The sequence below is a fragment of the Acinetobacter sp. YH12155 genome, assembly GCF_013418255.1.
GTDB classification, from domain to species: domain Bacteria; phylum Pseudomonadota; class Gammaproteobacteria; order Pseudomonadales; family Moraxellaceae; genus Acinetobacter; species Acinetobacter indicus.
The window spans coordinates 15,486-30,853 of record NZ_VPCK01000007.1; the positions used below are offsets into that span (position 1 = coordinate 15,486).

Genomic DNA, 15,368 nt, shown 5'->3' on the forward strand with positions numbered 1-15,368 from the left:
GGCAACTGTGAATCCCTTGCATCTAGCCACGGAGTAAAGACATGGCAGAACGCCTAAGTAATGACTTTCAATTCCTGGATGTTGCACGCCAAGACCCAGAGAAAAAAGAGATTGACGTCCGCAAATCTGAGTTTGTGGAAATTTATAAGCCATTTACCGCAGAAGTGGCGACCAACCAGACTCATCGCTGTTTAGGCTGTGGTAACCCGTATTGTGAATGGAAGTGTCCGGTACATAACTACATTCCAAACTGGTTAAAACTGGTTTCAGAAGGCCGTATTTTTCAGGCGGCAGAACTGTGCCATCAGACCAATACTTTGCCAGAAGTTTGTGGCCGCGTTTGTCCACAAGACCGTCTCTGTGAAGGCGCCTGTACCTTAAATGATGGCTTTGGTGCCGTGACCATCGGTAATGCAGAAAAATACATCAATGATACTGCATTTGCGCTGGGCTGGCGTCCAGACATGTCACATGTCAAATGGACCGATAAAAAAGTCGCGATTATTGGTGCGGGCCCGGCAGGTCTGGGTTGTGCCGATATTCTGGTGCGTAATGGTGTAAAACCAGTCGTATTTGACAAGCGTCCGGAAATTGGTGGTCTGCTGACTTTTGGTATTCCAGAATTCAAGATGGAAAAAGATGTGATGAAACGCCGCCGTGAAATTTTCACCGGTATGGGCGTAGAATTCCGTTTAAATACCGAAATTGGTACAGATGTCACCATTGACCAGTTACTGGCTGATTATGATGCTGTCTTCATGGGCATGGGTACTTATACCTACATGAAAGGTGGTTTTGCCGGTGAAGACTTAGATGGTGTGTATGATGCGCTGGACTTCCTGATTGCCAACGTGAATCGTTGTCAGGGCTGGGAAAAAGATCCATCTGAATACATCTCTGTGGAAGGCAAAAAAGTGATTGTCCTGGGTGGTGGTGATACCGCGATGGACTGTAACCGCACCTCAATCCGTCAGGGTGCCGCGTCAGTGACCTGTGCCTATCGCCGTGATGAAGCCAATATGCCGGGTTCACGTCGTGAAGTAACCAATGCGCGTGAAGAAGGCGTGGAATTCCAGTTTAACCGTCAGCCAATTGAAATTGTGGGTGAAAATGGCAAAGTTACTGGAGTAAAAGTGGTGACCACGCAACTGGGTGAACCAGACAGCCGTGGCCGTCGTAGTCCAGAGCCAATTCCGGGTTCAGAAGAAATTCTGCCGGCAGATGCGGTGCTGTTGGCCTTTGGTTTCCGTACCAGCCCAGCCAACTGGTTTGCCGATGTGAACATTAATCTTGATGGTTCAGGTCGTGTCGTGGCTGCAGAACAGCAGCAATTCAAGTTCCAGACTTCAAACCCGAAAATTTTCGCCGGTGGTGATATGGTACGTGGCTCTGATTTAGTCGTGACTGCAATCTGGGAAGGTCGTCAGGCAGCAGAAGGCATTCTGGATTATCTGGATGTCTGATTCACGCTGAATTCATTCAAGAAGCCCGCTTTTAGAGCGGGTTTTTTAATCACTTTGGTTTTAGAATCGGTAGGTGAAGATGAAAAAGAGACAAGGGCTGCTAGCAAATTCGCTGTAAACACACTTTATGCAACAGGTCATTTTGAAGTTTTTTGCAAATTGAATCGGTCTTTTTGCCATAGGGGAAAAGTGATTTTGTTCACATACTGAGCTTCTCCAAAATAAAAAAGGTCAGTAACCATGACGCAAGTGACGGCAGAAAAATCCTATCTGCATCGTCCGAAAGCCATTGGGATCACGGTTCGCCGGCTCAAATTTAATCCTCATGCTATCCGCCGGCATTATTTTGCCAATTCGCCGGTGATGTCGCATCTGCTTACCGCCTTATCTTCCACTTTTCCCATTGGTGAGCAGTTTTTTGTGCATAGCGTGCGCAATGTACGCGATCAGGTTCAGGATCCGCAGTTACAGGCACAAATTGCTGCGTTTATCGGGCAAGAGGCGATGCATTCCAAGGCGCATCGTGAATTTAACAACGCCTGGCGCCGTGATGATTATCAGCTGGATCGTTTTCAGGCCTGGCTGGCGCGTAAAGATCATCATGTCAAAAGTCTGCCACCCAAAGTACAGTTGGCAATTACCTGTGCCTTTGAACATTTTACTGCGCTACTGGGCGGCTATATTCTGCGTCATCCGGAAGTGCTGAGTACGCTGGATGATGATGCGGCCAAACTGTGGATCTGGCATGCGATTGAAGAAATTGAGCATCGGGCGGTGGCGTTTGAGGTATATCAGCATGTGTATGCCGATCATCGCCTGCGCCGTATGATCATGCGCAGTATGATCATGCGCCGTGTGACTGCCGGTTTTGCCAGTCTGACTTTTTATAGCGCCTCACAGCTATTTTTACAGGACAAGAAAAACAGTATGCCGAAAATCGGCGGTAATCTGTTTGGTTTGTATTTGCTGGTGAAAATGCTGCTGCAGTTATTGCCGGAATATCTGTCCTATTACCGGAAAGATTTTCATCCGGCCAAAATCAATTACAGTCGCAGTCTTAGATACTGGAAGCAGTGCATGGCAACGCAGTATCAGGTTGAAGGTTTCCAGCAGGAACAGCCACCACAATTACTCAGTTAATTCAAACAGATGTTGGATAACTAATCGAAACCAGGCCGATTATGTGTCTGGTTTTTTCATGCGTGTATGTTTTCCAAGTGATAAATAAAATTAACAAAACTGGGCTAAAATACCGTTAGAATCAAATTATTGAACAAATACAAATAAATAATTAGAGGATAAGGCATGAACTTGATGAAAAAAACACTGCTGATGCTGGCACTCAGCAGCAGCTTGACCCTGAGTGGCTGTGGCTATAACACCTTACAGGTCAAAGATGAAGCTGTGACCGCTGCCTGGTCGGAAGTACAAAACCAGTATCAGCGCCGTGCCGATCTGGTACCGAACCTGGTCAATGTAGTGAAAGGCTACGCTGCACATGAAGAGCAGGTACTGACTGAAGTGACTCAGGCACGTGCCAATGTGGCCGGCTTAAAAGTCGATCAGGCGGTGTTGGAAGACCCAGCCCTGTTCCAGCGCTATCAGGAAGCGCAAGCGCAAATGACTGGCGCGTTGTCGCGTTTAATTGCGGTATCAGAAAATTATCCGGATTTAAAAGCCAATCAGCAGTTCCGGGATTTGCAGGTACAGCTTGAAGGTACCGAAAACCGTATTGCGGTGGCGCGTAACCGTTATATCACCACGGTGCAGGACTTTAATGCCTATTCACGCCAGTTCCCGCAGGTGATGACTGCAAAAGTGATTGGTATGGACACCAAGCCAAACTTTAGTGCCGATCAAAACGCACAAACTGCACCAACCGTGTCGTTTGAATAATCTCACGCCCCAAGGAGCCGCGGATCATGCCTGATTCAATTACTGCTCTCATCCGGTGGATACTGCACAGCCTGCTGTTGTGCTGTGCACTATTGCTCAGTTCACTCAGTCTGGCAGATACCGCTGTTACCGGCTCAGCAGATGACCTGGCGGCGGCGCGTATCATTCAGGAACAGCAACGTGCGGCCAATGCTCGTCATCAGAGTCAGACAGTCGCTGCATCTGAGGTAAGTGTTGAACAACCGGTGATTGCCAATGATATGGCAGAAGGCGAGTCCATCCGTGACTTGCCGACTTTAAATGAACCGGTAATTGATCAGGCCAATTTGCTGAGTGCAGCGCAGAAACAGGCGATAAGCCAGCGGATTTTAGCGCTGCATCAGCAGGGCAAAGCACAAATTGGGGTGGTGATTGTGCCGACCACCGGTCAGGAAGATATTTTTGATTTCGCCATGCGCGTTGCAGAACGCTGGCAATTGGGCTCGGCCAAATATGACAATGGCTTGCTAATGGCAATTGCGGTGAATGACCGCCGTATTCAAATTCTGACCGGTTATGGTCTGGAAGGGGTATTGCCCGATATTGTGCTGGGCCGGATTATTAATAACCAGATCACGCCATATTTTAAGCAGGCGCAATATGCCAGCGGCATTGAAGCCGGTCTGGCCGAAATTGAACGTATTTTGAATCTGGATCCGGAAGTGGCGGCCAATGCAGCTAAAGAGCTGCAAGAACGTCAGCAACAGGCACTGCGTGAACAGCAGGCTCGGGAAAAAACTTTTAATACAGTAATTTTTATTTTAATTGCCGGGGTGATTGGCTCTTATATTGTTGGTAAACGGCTCAGCGCTTCAACCGCTGCGGTGGCGGCTACGGTGGCGGGGCTGGTCAATGGTGTGGGCATATTTACCAGTCTGTTGATGGGCCTTGGGATTTTCTTTTTACTCATTACCGCACTGGCACAAGCCATTTTTCATATTTTTCTGGTCTCAGCCGGTCGTGGCGGTGGAGGCGGCGGATATAGCGGCGGAGGCGGCGGCTTCGGCGGGGGAGGAGCATCAGGATCATGGTAACCACAACAGATACAACCGAAATTATTACCCAGCCGAAAACTCAGGAGCTGAGCCAGCCCAGTTTAAAACGCTGGTTTAAGCACTTTTTCTACATGCCGGCCACCAAGCGCTTTTTTAACCAGCAGGACCAGTACGCGATTGCGCATGCGGTCACAGAAGCCGAGCATGGTCATATTGGCGAAATTCAGGTGGTAATTGAGGGCTGTCTGCCTTCGCGTTTGGCTTATTATCAGGATACGCGTACCCGCGCACGACAGTTGTTTGCTGAATTAGGTGTTTGGGATACGGAATATAACAGCGGGGTACTGCTCTATTTGAACCTCTGCGAGCATAAGGTTGAGATTGTGATTGATCGAGGAATTAAAGATGCAACGACCCAGCAAGTTTGGGATGAAATCTGCCAAAATATTATTCAACATCTCGCTCAGCAGAAGTTTAAAGAAGGTGTAATTGAAGGGATTAAGCAGATTGGAAAAGTGCTAGATCAGTACTACGATCGTAAAATAAATGACTTAAAGAATGAATTAGGGAATAAACCAATCATTCTGGGGTGATTTTAGTCAACTAACTGACAATTTTTGTCAGTTAGTTACACAAAATAAAACACAGTAGTTACAAAAATAAAAATATTTTTTTAAAGTGCTGTTTTTTCTGCGAAAATTATTATAATAAAACTTGGCACGCTTAGTGCTAAATATAAAATTAAGCTAAATGAGCTTTTTCTTTAGGCTTATAAATAAACAAAAAACATTTGTGGAGAATGTTATGAAAACGATGCAAAAGGGTTTTACCCTGATTGAATTAATGATTGTTGTAGCAATTATCGGTATTTTGGCTGCAATTGCGATTCCTCAGTATCAAAACTATATTGCGAAGTCTCAAGTAACACGTGTGATGGGTGAGTTAAGCTCAATTAAGACAACACTTGAAACATGTATTCTTGAGGGTAAGACAAAAATTGTTAATGTTGAAGATGATATAGCGGCAAATGAAGCACCAATTACCTGTGTTTTAGGTGCATCAACATCTAACCTGTTAGGTGAAACAGTACAATTATCTGAGGAAAACGGATTTGACGGCTTACTCGTTGGTTTACCAGTTGCTAGTGCTGATCTAGGTTACGTTTCAGGTAAGTTTGGTAGTTCTGCAGCAGCAACACTTAAAGAAAGTATATTAACTTGGACTCGTCCAGTTAATGGTGCATGGCAGTGTAATACTAATGTAGCAGAAAAATTTGTTCCAACTGGCTGTACTTATACTGAAACAATGACTCATGGTACTGCAGTAACCGAGTAGTATCTGATTAATTGATATATTATAAAAAGTCCCTGTAAAGGGACTTTTTATAATCCATAAGAATATGCTAAAAAAAATGCTGTTTTTCAGCTATCTTTGCGCCATTTTTTGTTGGGGTATTTATCATACCTATGGTATAACTCCTTTTCTAAAAAAAAGCTATACTTTTGAAGCATGGTGGGGAGCTACAACCATTCATTGCAATGGGCAAGCAACAGATGCCATGATTCATATTTTAAAAACAATAATGCAAGACTATGGCAGTTTGTCGAATCAGTTTGTACTTAAGAAGCAAGATGGCCGAATTTTATCTTGCACCACAGGTGCAAAAACCCAAGAAGATACGAGATTCAGATTTGCAAGTTTAACAAAGCCTATTACTGCAGCATTGTTTTTAGAACATGAAGCACAAGGGCAGGTTCATAGAACGATGTTAATGAGCCAAGCTTTAGGTATTTCATCATCTACTGACTTAAGAATTAATACCATCACGTTACATCAACTTTTAACTCATACCTCGGGCTTTGACCGTTTACGTAGTCAAGACCCCCTCATGCAAGAGGGTGGGAAATCATGGTGTCCGTATAATTTATCTAAATTAAGCACTATAAGATTGGACCATAATCCGGGGGAAATATATAGTTACGATAATAGGAATTACTGTTTATTAGCCGTTGCTTTAGAAAAGGCAACAAATAAAAAGTATGAACAATTATTATCAGAGTATTTATTTAAATATAATTTTGAAAATATTCGTCTATTAGAAGGCCCATTTTTAAAAGATGAAGCTAGATATGATTTCCGCCATGAAGAACATTATTTCCCAAGTTATACAAAAAAATTTGATTTTTATGCAATGCGGCCGGTTGCGGGATTATCCGGATCAGCATTTGATTATGCAAGACTCATACATTTTTTCTTATATCAACGAAATTTACCTTTTCTGGAAATAATTGCGCAGAATCAAGATACCAAAGGCAGGTTAATAACGATAACTGCAGCATTAAGACAAAAGAAAATGAAAACTGGAGAAAGTGTTTTTTATCATACAGGAGCATTACCAGCTGCTAGAAGTCTACTTATGATACGAGAGAATGGAGATATTATTGTATGGTTGGGAAGCGGTGTACCTGCTGATCCAAACCTGGGAACAGAGGATCTGATGGAAGTAATTTTGTCTAATATTAACTGATTATCCTTTAAAAATTGCATAGGTACTAAGAATGTCCAAACGTGTAAAGTTTTTTATTAGTCATTTAACTATTTCTGCTCTAATAGCATGTTGCATTATTAGTGTAATATTTTTGCTCTGGTATCCTGGCGCTTTAGCATCTGCGGAAGGTGTAACTTATATCATTTTAATGTTGATTATTATTGATGTCATTATTGGACCTGCTCTTGGTTTCTTAGTTTATAAAGAAAATAAAAAAACATTAAAAATAGATTTAGGTGTGATAATTATATTGCAAATTACAGCATTAAGTTACGGAGTATATAATATTGCACAATCTCGTCCTATATGGATTGTACAGGCAGGTTCAATTTTTCAAGTTGTGCGTTTAAATATGATTGATGTTGATAGCCAAGAGCGTGCTGAGGCGGTGTATCAGGAACATTCTTTACTTAAACCTCAATGGGTGGCTGTTAATGAAAAGATTGCAAATGCAAGATTATTTGCAGAGCCGACAATAATGCCTGAAACTTATACTAATATGAAGGCTGCAATCGTACGAATCAGTACTCGTGCAAAATCTATCGATCAACTGCAAAATTTTAATCAGCTTAATGATGTAATACAGATTATAGATAAATATCCTTCAGCCAGTGGCTGGTTACCATTGCGTGCAGCTGACCAAGATAAGGTTGTACTTATAGACACTAATAAAGGCGAGGTGATCAAAATCGTCGACCTCCGACCTTGGAACTAATATTTTTTCTCTCTATAAAAAGCAGATTACCTCAAATCTGCTTTTTGATTATCATATGCCCAACCTCCACCGCGCATTCTCCACATGAAATTCACGCTCGCCCTGATCGCAGCAATTCTTATCTCCCTTGCATGGCTCATGCCAGTGCATTACCGACCATGGGTTACCTATACCGGTGAACTCTATGCCTTCTTCGCTTTATTCGCGCTTGCTGCCATCTGTCTAAAAGAAAAACTCAAAATTCCAGCTATTAGCTTACCTATATTGCTACTTGCTGGTGTGCCGCTTGTACATTTTCTAGCAGGGCAGGTGTTTTTCTTTAGTACTGCCATGATGGGCTTTATTTTTGTTTTTAGCTTTTGGCTCGCAAGTGTGTTGGGTTATAACCTTTCAACCGGAAACTATAACTGGGAAGAAACTTTTACCAATCTTAACTATGTGTTTTTAGCTTCAGGAACGATTACAGGCTTAATTGCTGTATGTCAGTGGACGAATCTGGATTCAATACTGCCAGGCATGGTGAATATCAGTGGTACTCAACGTCCCTATGCCAACTTTGCCCAGCCGAATAATATGGCGACTTTTTTGGTCATGGCATTGATGAGCTGTTTATACCTTTATGAAAAGAAAAAAATCCAGACTAAATGGTTATTTGTATGTGCTGCAATTATTGTCATTGGAGTTGCTTTAAGTCAGTCACGTACAGCATGGGTCGCTGGGATCGCGATCATATTGTATCTAGCGTTCTATCAATATAAAGGGATTATTCGCCTGAAATGGTATTACAGCACAGCATGGTTCATCTTTTTTATTTCCTGTATTGTCGCTTTTCCATTGTTAAGTCAATTGGCGACTCAGGTCATGGATGCCCAAGTGGTGCAAAGCCGTGATGTAGTATCTCGTGCCACGGGGGATATGTCACGACTCGCCATCTGGCAGCAAATGCTGGCCGCGATTCAGGCTCAACCATGGTTTGGTTATGGCTGGTATCAAACCAGTGTTGCTTTTGTCTCGATCACTGATACGGTTCAGGGTCCCGTCTGGATTCGTAGCGCACATAATTTTATTATCGATTTCCTGATCTGGAACGGGGCAGTGATTGGTGTGCCTTTCTTGGCTTATTTCGGCTACCTGGGCTATCAAATGCAGCGATGGGTGAAAACTCCGGAGTCGGTCGTTGGTATATTAATGATTGGTGCTTTTGTTACGCATGCCATGTTTGAGTTTCCACAGCATTATGCCTATTTCCTGTTACCAGTAGGTTTTATTATCGGTACAGTGCTGGCACAACGAGCTGATATGGTTAAGCAGCTTGTTATGCCATCGTGGCTGATAAAAGCCATCTTTGCAGTTGGTGTTATTTTAATTGCAGTCATTTACCGGGATTATGATACCGCTGTACCAAAACTAGGTCAGAGCATTCGCTATGAACAGCAGCCGGAAAAAATTACCAATGAAAACCCGATCTTCTTGCTAACTGAATTTAATCATCGTATTGACTGGATCCGGGTAGATCCTTATACCAAGATGAGTCAGGATGAAATCCATCAACATGAAAAATTGGTGGTGAGTTATCCAACCAAATACAACTTATTAAAATATATTCGTTTATTGGCTTACAACGGTTATGTTGAGGAGGCACATCACCAGCTTTGGCGTTTAAATACCATTCAAAAAACTGAACTGAACTATGATGAAGTTATTAAAGATATGCCGAAATAGTTTCAGCTCAATAAAAAAGCCATCATCATGATGGCTTTTTTATGTCTTTAAGAAATCAAAGCTGGCTCTGAATATAGTTTTCAATACCGACAGATTCAGTTAAATCCAGTTGCGTGGTCGCCCAGTCCAGATATTCTTCTTCTTTTTCTAAAATTTCTTGTACCAGATCACGCGTTACATAGTCCATTTCTTTTTCAGCCAAAGCGACCGCTGCTTGCAGCGCTTCAAGATTTTCTTTAACCTTGCGCACATCGCATTGCAGGACTTCTTGGGTGTGTTGACCAATATATAACTTACCTAAATGTTGTAAATTTGGTAGACCTTCTAGAAATAAAATCCGCTCGATAATTTTATCGGCATGTTTCATTTGACGAATTGATTCTTTATATTCCGCCGAACCGAGTTGCTCAATGCCCCAGTCATTAAACATACGCGAATGTAAAAAATACTGGTTAATCGCCGTTAAATGATGATACAGCACCTGATTCAGTTGATTAATCACCTCACGATTGCCTTTCATTGCACTACTCCATCTCACAATTTCTGCCCTAAACAGTTTTAAGGCAATCTAGAGCTTTATCTTAAACAAGATGATGGAGGATGGCGAGTAATTTATTGAACAGCAAATGAAAATCGTCATCAATGCGATTCGGCAGCAAGGCCCAGTCGGGCAATAAAAACCCGCCTGAGTCAGAAGCGGGGGAGGAGAGTCGGCCCACGGACCGAAGGATTTATTCTTATTGGAATTAGGCAGCAACTGCGAGACGGCCAGCAAGTTCGGCCACTTCATCGCTAATAATGGCACGTGCTTCAGGGGCACAGCGGCCACAGCAGGTTCCCAGATCCAGCAGGTCACGAATTTCGCGATAGCTTTCAGCACCATTCGCTACGGCGTCTTTAATATCTTGATCTGTAATACCACGGCACAAGCAAACGTACATTGATACAACCATGAAGAATTAAATAAGATAAGTGTTATTATTGATAATTATTATCGTTTGTCAATAAAAATCATTTGAAAATTCATTTGTTGTGATTGGGTTTTTGAATAAAAAAATACCATCTTATCGATGGTATCTTTTTTGTACAGCTAAGTTATTGATTAATAATTACTACGCCATCCATTTCAACCAGTGCACCTTTGGGTAGGCTGGCCACACCTAAAGCGGCACGTGCAGGATATGGCTGGGCAAAATATTCACCCATAATCTGGTTCACCAACTGGAAATTGGATAAATCGGTCAGGTAGATGTTCAGTTTGGCAATATCAGCCAGCGTGCCACCTGCGGCTTCACAGACGGCTTTCAGGTTGTCAAAAACACGGCGGATTTGCGCTTCAATGCCTTCAACCAGTTCCATGCTGTAAGGATCAAGGCCAATCTGTCCTGACAGGTACACGGTATTGCCAACTAAAATGGCTTGAGAGTATGTACCAATGGCAGCAGGCGCATTTTCAGTATGGATCACTTGGCGGGACATCGATTTCTCCTTTTATAAGTATGGACAGCATAAACGATTAGCCGGGCAGGCCCGGGACTATCGTATCATGATTAACAGGCTTTGGATGTTTCGGCAATATTGGGCGGCAGTTCCAGACGAATAATCCGCGGGAAGCCAAAATGCATACGCAGGTCGCGAATAATCTGGGCAATCTGCTTACGGTTATTCACCACAATATTGACATAGGTTTTGGCATCGTGGCTACGGACCATTTCCACCCCGGTCTTGGCCTTACGGCATTGATAGATCAGGTCGGAAATCTGCTCATCATTCATTTCAATATCAATGCATAAATAGGCGGTGAAACTGACGTCATCGACGTCATCCGAGTTCCACTGTAGCGGCATGATATTTTCCGGATGCAGATGCTGTTCATGCAGCAGGTTATGGCAACGCGCGCGATGCACAATTAAACCACGGCGGGATAAATGGCCCTGAATCGGATCACCAAGTACCGGATTACAGCAATGCGCATATTTAACATCAATGCCTTCGGTGCCCTGAATCAGACGATCCGAAACTTCCGAGCTGCTGTCCTGTGAATAAAGATGGTTGGCCACCAGTTGTGGTAACAGGTCACCGACTGCAATCTGTTCGAACAGGCGTTCTTTACTGTCGATATGACGCCATTGCAACAGGTTAATCCAGTCGTCTTCGCTTAAATCTTTAATCGAACAGTTAAACAGTTTTAAGGCACGGTTAAGGGCCTGCTCACCGACCAGACGCTGCTCGTCAATATCCTGATCACGCAGAATGTTTTGCAGGGCACGGCGTGCTTTCTGGGTGTTAATAAAGCTGAGCCAATCTGGGTTTGGGGTGGCCAGTACATCGGTAATCACTTCCACCACCTGGCCGCTGGTCAGCGGAGTAGAGAGCGGTTTGATTTCTCCATTAATTTTCGCACCGACCGCATGGTTACCGAGGAACAGGCTGGCCGAATAGGCAAAATCAACTGCGGTAGCGCCTTGCGGTAATTCATGCAGATGGCCATGCGGAGTATAAACCCAGATTTTTTCCTGATGCAGATAATCCAGCAGTTCGCTAAAGGTGGTTTTGGCACAGGCGCCATCAATCAGTACGTTCAGGTTTTGCATGGACGCCTGAATCGCCGAGCGGCAGGCTTGCGGTGCATTCTCACCGAGAACCACGCCAAAACGGGCTGCTTTACGCATCAGCTCGGTTTGAATGGTTAAGGATAAGGTGGTTTCTTCACCTTTCAGGCGCAGCATCAGCGACTGGTTGCCACCCGGTAACGGACGGCGAATATGATCGGCAAAATGCAGCACCTGAAAATGTTCACGTAAAATATCGGCTAAGCGGTCACAGTCGGCAATGCTTTGCAGAATAATTTCAAAGGCGTGGCTGTGAGTCAGCTCTTGCAGGTCGATGTCGTTTTTGACGAAATAACGGAGCAGTTCGATATTGTTATTTTTCTTTTTAATCCGGCCGCTAATTTGATGATATTGCAGCAGCTCGGCCAGGTTCTTTTCCCATTTGGCCTGATATTCACAGCGTTTCGGCTTGGTTTCTAGCAGGGCAGCCTGAACATTATTGAACATATCCAGATCAAGATTCTGGTAGCACAGATGTTCCAGGTTGTCGGCCATTTCATTCATACCGACAATACGCGCCATCGGCACAAAAATATCAAAAGTTTCCTGGGCAATGCGGGCGCGTTTATCTGGGCGCAAGGCATCCAGAGTGGTCATATTGTGATAGCGGTCAGCCAGTTTAATAATGATCACACGCGGGTCTTGCAGGGTCGCTTGCAGAATTTTACGGAAGGACGCGGCTTTATTGTATTCTTTATCGCTGGAATGGCTGAGTTTGGTCACGCCATCGACCAGTTCGGCCACGGTACGGCCAAATTTTTCGGTAATATCTTCTTTGCTAAATTCGGTATCTTCAATCACATCATGCAGCAGCGCCGCCATTAGGGTTTCGGCATCCAGACGCATATGTGCCAGAATGCAGCTGACCGCAATCGGATGCAGAATATAAGGCTCGCCGCTTTTACGGGTCACGCCATCATGCGCCAGATCGGCATAGTCACAGGCCGCAAGCACGCGCTCGCTATCGCTTTCACTCAAGTAAGCGTCGATAATCATATTTAGTTGCTGTTTGGCTTGGCTGACCTCTGCGCCTGGCATATACCACCTTTAACTACAATGCTCGTAACAATCACAAAAACTGATCTTCTAATGAAAAACATATTGCATGACTTGTCAATTTTTTTCACCGAAAATATCGAAATAAAAGCTCGTTGTAATTACGAGTTCCGATGCTTATGTTATAACGGTTATTGCGCAAATATTAAAGTTCAAATAATAAAAAAGCCTAGTAAAAAACTAGGCTTTTTCAGGATGTATTTTCTTATTGGAAAGAAAAACCATCTAAATTCAAGTTATTTGCTGAAAGTGCGAGGTCAAGGCTAGAGGCTTGGTAGTCCTGATCGCGTTGTTTCAAAATGTCTTTAGAAACGTGGCCTTCTGCAATTTCACGTAAAGCAACAACGGTAGGTTTATCGTTGTCCCACTCAACGGTAGGTTCAATTCCTTGACGTGCCAATTGACGCGCGCGTTTGCTTGCCACTAGTACAAGCTCAAAGCGGTTGTCTACATGGTCTAAACAATCTTCAACGGTGACGCGTGCCATAAGAGTTCTCGTTTGAATGGTAAATTTAAACAGACTGTGCAGTATAAGGTGCTTTGCCTGAAGACTCAAGTTTTAATCAGGGTGCTGTAGGGGTAATCAGCTTCTGGATCAGCTCCTGATGACGGTTGGCCTGCTGGCTTAACACCAGACGGTTGGCAATAATCACGGCTTCCAGGTCATGCAGGGCTTTATTAAAGTCATCATTGATAATCACATAGTCAAAGTTGACATATTGCTGCATATCTTCTACTGCACAGCTTAAGCGATGTTCAATCACATCGACAGCATCGGTGCCGCGATTGGACAGGCGCTGACGCAAGTCAAACTGGCTTGGCGGTAAAATAAAAATCTGTTTCGATTCAGGAAAAAGTTTGCGCACCTGCTGCGCACCTTGCCAGTCAATTTCCAGCAGGACATCGTGACCTTTGGCCAGTTGTTCTTTGACTGTGGCTTGGGCTGTTCCATAATAATTGCCAAAGACTTCGGCATATTCAATAAAACCGCCTTGTTGCACCAGGTCGATAAAATCCTGTTTCTGGGTGAAATGGTAATGAACGCCGTCCAGTTCGCCAGGACGTTGACCACGGGTCGTGTGGGAAACAGAAACGTGCAGATTGTTGACACGTTCAAGCAGGGCTTTAACAAGGGATGTTTTGCCTGTTCCTGAAGCTGCAGAAACGACAAACAAGAGACCCGACATGATATTTTTCCTGATATGATAAAATATCTTCTCTATTTTAGAGCAGAGCTGGCTTAAACAAAATAGTTAAGCATCTATTTGTTTGCATTAATTTCGCATCTGTCTGCAAAAGTTGAAATGAATATCGAGGGTTCTATGGAAATTGTATTGGCTAATCCACGTGGTTTTTGTGCGGGTGTGGACCGTGCAATTGCGATTGTGAATCGTGCCCTTGAATGCTTTAATCCACCAATTTATGTGCGTCATGAAGTGGTGCATAACAAGTTTGTGGTGGATGATTTACGTCAGCGTGGTGCGATTTTTGTAGATGAGCTGGATGAAGTGCCAGACGACAATATCGTGATTTTTAGTGCCCATGGCGTATCAAAAGCAGTCCAGCAGGAAGCTGAGCGCCGTGGCCTGAAAGTGTTTGATGCCACCTGTCCGCTGGTGACCAAGGTACATATTGAAGTGACCAAATATGCCCGCGAAGGGGTTGAAGCGATTTTAATTGGACATGAAGGCCATCCTGAAGTGGAGGGCACCATGGGGCAATATGATAAGATAAATGGTGGTGAAATTTATCTGGTGGAAGATGAAGAAGATGTCGCGGCTTTAAGCGTGCGTCATCCTGAAAAAGTCGCGTTTGTTACGCAGACCACGCTGTCGATTGATGATACCGCCAAAGTGATTGATGCCTTGCGCCAGAAATTCCCGCAGATTCAGGGACCGCGTAAAGATGATATCTGTTATGCCACCCAGAACCGTCAGGATGCGGTGCGTGATTTGGCCAGTCAGTGTGATGTGGTGCTGGTGGTAGGATCGCCAAACTCGTCGAATTCGAACCGTTTACGTGAACTGGCCGAACGCATGGGCAAACAGGCGTATCTGGTCGATAATGCCGATCAGCTGGATCAGGCCTGGTTTAATCCTGAAACGAAAATTGGTGTGACTGCCGGTGCGTCTGCTCCGGAAATTTTAATTAAACAGGTGATTCAGCGTTTGCAGGACTGGGGGGCAACGGCACCTGCCGAGCTTGCTGGTCGTGAAGAGAACATTACCTTTAGTTTACCGAAAGAGTTACGTATTCCTGTAACTCAGGCTTAAACTGAGAAGTAGATAACAGTCTAATTTTTCTTTTAAAAATAAGCAGATG

General features: G+C 44.0%; 16 protein-coding genes. 10 read left to right on the plus strand and 6 right to left on the minus strand.

What is annotated here, in order from left to right; genetic code table 11:
* Positions 1-41: 41 nt before the first annotated feature.
* The 9 genes from FTU86_RS06530 to FTU86_RS06570 all read left to right on the plus strand — a co-directional run bounded on the left by FTU86_RS06530 (position 42) and on the right by FTU86_RS06570 (position 9,378).
* Positions 42-1,463, plus strand: a complete 1,422-nt coding sequence (locus tag FTU86_RS06530; protein ID WP_180048378.1) for an FAD-dependent oxidoreductase — start codon at positions 42-44, stop codon at positions 1,461-1,463.
* 240 nt (positions 1,464-1,703) lie between these two features.
* Positions 1,704-2,603 carry a metal-dependent hydrolase gene (locus FTU86_RS06535; protein ID WP_180048377.1) on the plus strand — a complete coding sequence of 300 codons (900 nt, stop codon included), beginning with the start codon at positions 1,704-1,706 and terminating at the stop codon, positions 2,601-2,603.
* A gap of 165 nt (positions 2,604-2,768) precedes the next feature.
* Complete coding sequence (locus FTU86_RS06540; RefSeq protein ID WP_005180484.1) at positions 2,769-3,359, plus strand: LemA family protein; 591 nt, start codon at positions 2,769-2,771, stop codon at positions 3,357-3,359.
* A 26-nt stretch (positions 3,360-3,385) separates the two neighbouring features.
* On the plus strand, positions 3,386-4,432 hold the full coding sequence (locus tag FTU86_RS06545) for a YgcG family protein (RefSeq protein ID WP_180048376.1): 1,047 nt from the start codon (positions 3,386-3,388) through the stop codon (positions 4,430-4,432).
* Positions 4,426-4,986, plus strand: coding sequence for a TPM domain-containing protein (locus FTU86_RS06550; protein WP_180048375.1), 561 nt, complete (start codon positions 4,426-4,428; stop codon positions 4,984-4,986). The genes FTU86_RS06545 and FTU86_RS06550 overlap by 7 nt, the downstream gene beginning before the upstream one ends.
* A 211-nt stretch (positions 4,987-5,197) precedes the next feature.
* The gene (locus FTU86_RS06555; protein ID WP_180048374.1) at positions 5,198-5,728 is read left to right on the plus strand and encodes a pilin; all 531 of its coding nucleotides are present in this window, start codon (positions 5,198-5,200) and stop codon (positions 5,726-5,728) included.
* A gap of 64 nt (positions 5,729-5,792) precedes the next feature.
* The gene (locus FTU86_RS06560; RefSeq protein WP_180048373.1) at positions 5,793-6,920 is read left to right on the plus strand and encodes a serine hydrolase; all 1,128 of its coding nucleotides are present in this window, start codon (positions 5,793-5,795) and stop codon (positions 6,918-6,920) included.
* Between the two features lie 31 nt (positions 6,921-6,951).
* Positions 6,952-7,656, plus strand: coding sequence for a TfpX/TfpZ family type IV pilin accessory protein (tfpZ, locus tag FTU86_RS06565; protein WP_180048372.1), 705 nt, complete (start codon positions 6,952-6,954; stop codon positions 7,654-7,656).
* A gap of 84 nt (positions 7,657-7,740) precedes the next feature.
* Positions 7,741-9,378 (plus strand): PglL family O-oligosaccharyltransferase, encoded by a 1,638-nt coding sequence (locus FTU86_RS06570; protein WP_180048371.1) that lies wholly within the window; start codon positions 7,741-7,743, stop codon positions 9,376-9,378.
* A 55-nt stretch (positions 9,379-9,433) separates the two neighbouring features.
* Here the strand turns inward: FTU86_RS06570 and bfr are convergent, their stop codons facing one another.
* The 6 genes from bfr to gmk all read right to left on the minus strand — a co-directional run bounded on the left by bfr (position 9,434) and on the right by gmk (position 14,233).
* Entirely contained in the window at positions 9,434-9,898 is a 465-nt protein-coding gene (bfr, locus tag FTU86_RS06575) for a bacterioferritin (protein WP_180048370.1), read from the minus strand.
* Positions 9,899-10,124: 226 nt separating this feature from the next.
* Positions 10,125-10,319 (minus strand): bacterioferritin-associated ferredoxin, encoded by a 195-nt coding sequence (locus FTU86_RS06580; protein ID WP_034597991.1) that lies wholly within the window; start codon positions 10,317-10,319, stop codon positions 10,125-10,127.
* Positions 10,320-10,473: 154 nt separating this feature from the next.
* Positions 10,474-10,857 carry a RidA family protein gene (locus tag FTU86_RS06585; protein ID WP_005180461.1) on the minus strand — a complete coding sequence of 128 codons (384 nt, stop codon included), beginning with the start codon at positions 10,855-10,857 and terminating at the stop codon, positions 10,474-10,476.
* Positions 10,858-10,928: 71 nt separating this feature from the next.
* Positions 10,929-13,028, minus strand: coding sequence for a bifunctional (p)ppGpp synthetase/guanosine-3',5'-bis(diphosphate) 3'-pyrophosphohydrolase (locus FTU86_RS06590; RefSeq protein WP_104498093.1), 2,100 nt, complete (start codon positions 13,026-13,028; stop codon positions 10,929-10,931).
* 223 nt (positions 13,029-13,251) lie between these two features.
* Positions 13,252-13,533, minus strand: coding sequence for a DNA-directed RNA polymerase subunit omega (rpoZ, locus tag FTU86_RS06595; RefSeq protein WP_005013174.1), 282 nt, complete (start codon positions 13,531-13,533; stop codon positions 13,252-13,254).
* A 76-nt stretch (positions 13,534-13,609) separates the two neighbouring features.
* Positions 13,610-14,233 (minus strand): guanylate kinase, encoded by a 624-nt coding sequence (gene gmk, locus FTU86_RS06600; protein ID WP_045795273.1) that lies wholly within the window; start codon positions 14,231-14,233, stop codon positions 13,610-13,612.
* A 135-nt stretch (positions 14,234-14,368) separates the two neighbouring features.
* On the opposite strand from gmk, the gene ispH reads away from it, so the two are divergent.
* Positions 14,369-15,319 (plus strand): 4-hydroxy-3-methylbut-2-enyl diphosphate reductase, encoded by a 951-nt coding sequence (gene ispH / locus FTU86_RS06605; protein WP_180048385.1) that lies wholly within the window; start codon positions 14,369-14,371, stop codon positions 15,317-15,319.
* Positions 15,320-15,368: the final 49 nt, after the last annotated feature.

Excerpts from the sequence above, each read along its gene's own strand:
- FTU86_RS06555 (WP_180048374.1), top strand. The coding sequence starts at position 5,198 with ATGAAAACGATGCAAAAGGGTTTTACCCTGATTGAATTAATGATTGTT.
- ispH (WP_180048385.1), top strand. The coding sequence starts at position 14,369 with ATGGAAATTGTATTGGCTAATCCACGTGGTTTTTGTGCGGGTGTGGAC.
- FTU86_RS06535 (WP_180048377.1), top strand. The coding sequence starts at position 1,704 with ATGACGCAAGTGACGGCAGAAAAATCCTATCTGCATCGTCCGAAAGCC.
- FTU86_RS06560 (WP_180048373.1), top strand. The coding sequence starts at position 5,793 with ATGCTAAAAAAAATGCTGTTTTTCAGCTATCTTTGCGCCATTTTTTGT.
- tfpZ (WP_180048372.1), top strand. The coding sequence starts at position 6,952 with ATGTCCAAACGTGTAAAGTTTTTTATTAGTCATTTAACTATTTCTGCT.
- gmk (WP_045795273.1), bottom strand. The coding sequence starts at position 14,233 with ATGTCGGGTCTCTTGTTTGTCGTTTCTGCAGCTTCAGGAACAGGCAAA.
- FTU86_RS06590 (WP_104498093.1), bottom strand. The coding sequence starts at position 13,028 with ATGCCAGGCGCAGAGGTCAGCCAAGCCAAACAGCAACTAAATATGATT.
- FTU86_RS06540 (WP_005180484.1), top strand. The coding sequence starts at position 2,769 with ATGAACTTGATGAAAAAAACACTGCTGATGCTGGCACTCAGCAGCAGC.
- FTU86_RS06580 (WP_034597991.1), bottom strand. The coding sequence starts at position 10,319 with ATGTACGTTTGCTTGTGCCGTGGTATTACAGATCAAGATATTAAAGAC.
- FTU86_RS06550 (WP_180048375.1), top strand. The coding sequence starts at position 4,426 with ATGGTAACCACAACAGATACAACCGAAATTATTACCCAGCCGAAAACT.
- FTU86_RS06585 (WP_005180461.1), bottom strand. The coding sequence starts at position 10,857 with ATGTCCCGCCAAGTGATCCATACTGAAAATGCGCCTGCTGCCATTGGT.
- FTU86_RS06545 (WP_180048376.1), top strand. The coding sequence starts at position 3,386 with ATGCCTGATTCAATTACTGCTCTCATCCGGTGGATACTGCACAGCCTG.
- FTU86_RS06530 (WP_180048378.1), top strand. The coding sequence starts at position 42 with ATGGCAGAACGCCTAAGTAATGACTTTCAATTCCTGGATGTTGCACGC.
- rpoZ (WP_005013174.1), bottom strand. The coding sequence starts at position 13,533 with ATGGCACGCGTCACCGTTGAAGATTGTTTAGACCATGTAGACAACCGC.
- FTU86_RS06570 (WP_180048371.1), top strand. The coding sequence starts at position 7,741 with ATGAAATTCACGCTCGCCCTGATCGCAGCAATTCTTATCTCCCTTGCA.
- bfr (WP_180048370.1), bottom strand. The coding sequence starts at position 9,898 with ATGAAAGGCAATCGTGAGGTGATTAATCAACTGAATCAGGTGCTGTAT.